The 2,166-nt window shown below is 63.5% G+C and carries 1 protein-coding gene; it reads right to left on the bottom strand.

The genetic code is table 11. The features are described 5' to 3' along the window. Positions 1–130: 130 nt before the first annotated feature. Entirely contained in the window at positions 131–1,561 is a 1,431-nt protein-coding gene (ltrA, locus tag ACFW9Z_RS36030; protein ID WP_384647940.1) for a group II intron reverse transcriptase/maturase, read from the bottom strand. Positions 1,562–2,166 lie beyond the last annotated feature (605 nt).

Genomic DNA, 2,166 nt, shown 5'->3' with positions numbered 1-2,166 from the left:
GGTGAGGTCGACTCGGGGCGCCCTGCTGATGTTTCCACCAGTGGGTCTCCCCGAGCCGCCTCCCGAACCCGGCGTGCCCGTCTCCGGGCACCGGGCTCTCCACAAATCCCGTTCCGGCCTGTTCAGTTCCTCATGCCGTAGTGGGCCACGGAGACGGAATGAGTTTTCCCCGGTATCGGTATCTGGTCGTACTTACCTTTGCCGGGTTGAACAGTTCCGCTTCCTCTGTGACGGGCCACCAGCCGCCGCCGTAGTAGCGTCGACGGAGCTGCTTCCAAGTGATCCCGGGATGCTTGCGCCGGATCCATCGTGTCACCCTCATCCACGCATAGTGGCTGAGGTAACAGAAAGCGACGTTCGACACTCCGGGACGGAAATACGCGCACCATCCTCGCAACACCGAGTTCAGTCGGTGGAGCAAGGACTCCAGCGACAATCCGACGTTCTGCCGTCCGGTCAGTTCCTTCACCTTGCCCGTGATGGAACGCACTGATTTCCGTGCCGGATAGGTGTAGATGTACTGCCGGTCGGTGCCGAGTTTCCGGTGACGCTGGATGCGCCATCCGAGAAAATCAAGGCCCTCGTCAATGTGCGTGATCTTTGTCTTTTCCACCGACAGGCGAAGGCCCATTGGCTTCAATGTCTCTGCGACCTCGTCGCGTAGTTCCTCGGCATGTTCACGGTGCCCGAAGACGAGTACGAGGAAGTCGTCCGCATACCGGACCAGCCGGTAGTTGGGCAATCCTCGGCGCCGTCTCCTGCGCCGACCTTCGGAGGTGCTATCTGGTCCTCCGAGGCCCCGGGCGATGTGCTCGTCCAGGACCGAGAGTGCGATGTTGGCCAGCAGCGGAGACAGGATCCCGCCCTGCGGGGTCCCGGTGCGTGTGTCCGTGAAGGCTCCGTCCCGGGACAGGATCCCGGACTTCAAGAACGCCTTCACCAAGGACAGCACCCGCTTGTCCCCGATTCGACTCCGCACCCGATCCATGAGGGCCGGGTGCGAGATCTCGTCGAAGCACGCCGTGATGTCGCCCTCCACCACCCACTCGTATCCGTGGCTGGCGAGATAGCGGGTCTCGGCGATCGCATCGTGAGCTCGGCGGTTCGGGCGGAACCCATAGGAACACGGGAGGAAATCCGCTTCGAATACCGGCTCCAGCACCAGTTTCAAGGATGCCTGGACCACTCGGTCCGCTACGGTCGGAATCCCGAGACGACGAAGCTTGCCATTCGCCTTGGGAATCATTCGCTCGCGGACAGGAACCGGATGGAAGCTGCGGTCTCTGACCTGGGTCCGCAGCTTGTCGAGAAACGCCTCGACTCCCTGCCCGGCTTCGATGGAGCGGGCGGTCTTCCCGTCCACTCCGGCCGTGCGGGCGCCCTTGTTTCCCCGGACACGGCCCCACGCCACCAACAGGAAGGCGGGATCGGCCACGAGGTTGAACAGGTCGTCGAACCTGCGATGAGAATCATCAACAGCCCAACGGTGCAGCTTGGTCTGGATCTCCAGTACCCGGCGTTCGGCCTTCATCAAGGCCCATTCCAGCTCGTCGGTATTCACCGGCGAAAACCTCCTGGCATTCCAGCATCCTTACTGCTGACTTGCTGGCCCCCTTCCCCATGTGACCGGCTTTCCCGGCCTCGGAGTACTACGGGGCCTCCGCCCTGCCCGACAGTCATCAGCCGGCGATGGACCTGCCCCCGACCGGACTGGATGTCCGATACAGGGGCGACCGCGGACAGTTCCCACGTTCACCACGAATCGATCGACAGGTGAGGTGCCCAGCTCTACCCCGGCAGCATCGCCACGCTTACGCCGCAGACTTTCAGCGTGGCCTCCCCACCGATGCGTAGAGTCGGCTTCGGAGTCGACCACCGACGAGCACTGGTGGTCGTGCACTGCGTCCGGCCCAGATCCGCCAGGTTCGAGCCGGTGTCGTAATTACGGGGCGTCAGGCACTGATTTCTCGCGTGCACCTTCCTGTCTCGCTAGCCGGACCCGGGGCGTCTGGCAGTACCGACCCGTCCCGGCGTTGTCGGGGCTGCTTACCGCCCGGCTCGGCATCCCCCGAACCGAACTGCCCCCAGCTTCAACCGGATTGCTACGACAACCCGGCGGTGAAGGTCTCTCACCTCACTCGATTCCGTGGCGCCTCGTGGCGCACC

The sequence above is a fragment of the Streptomyces sp. NPDC059452 genome, from assembly GCF_042750035.1.
Lineage (GTDB): Bacteria > Actinomycetota > Actinomycetes > Streptomycetales > Streptomycetaceae > Streptomyces.
Note: the sequence above shows the minus strand (reverse complement) of the source record. Positions and strands in the feature narration are given on the sequence as shown.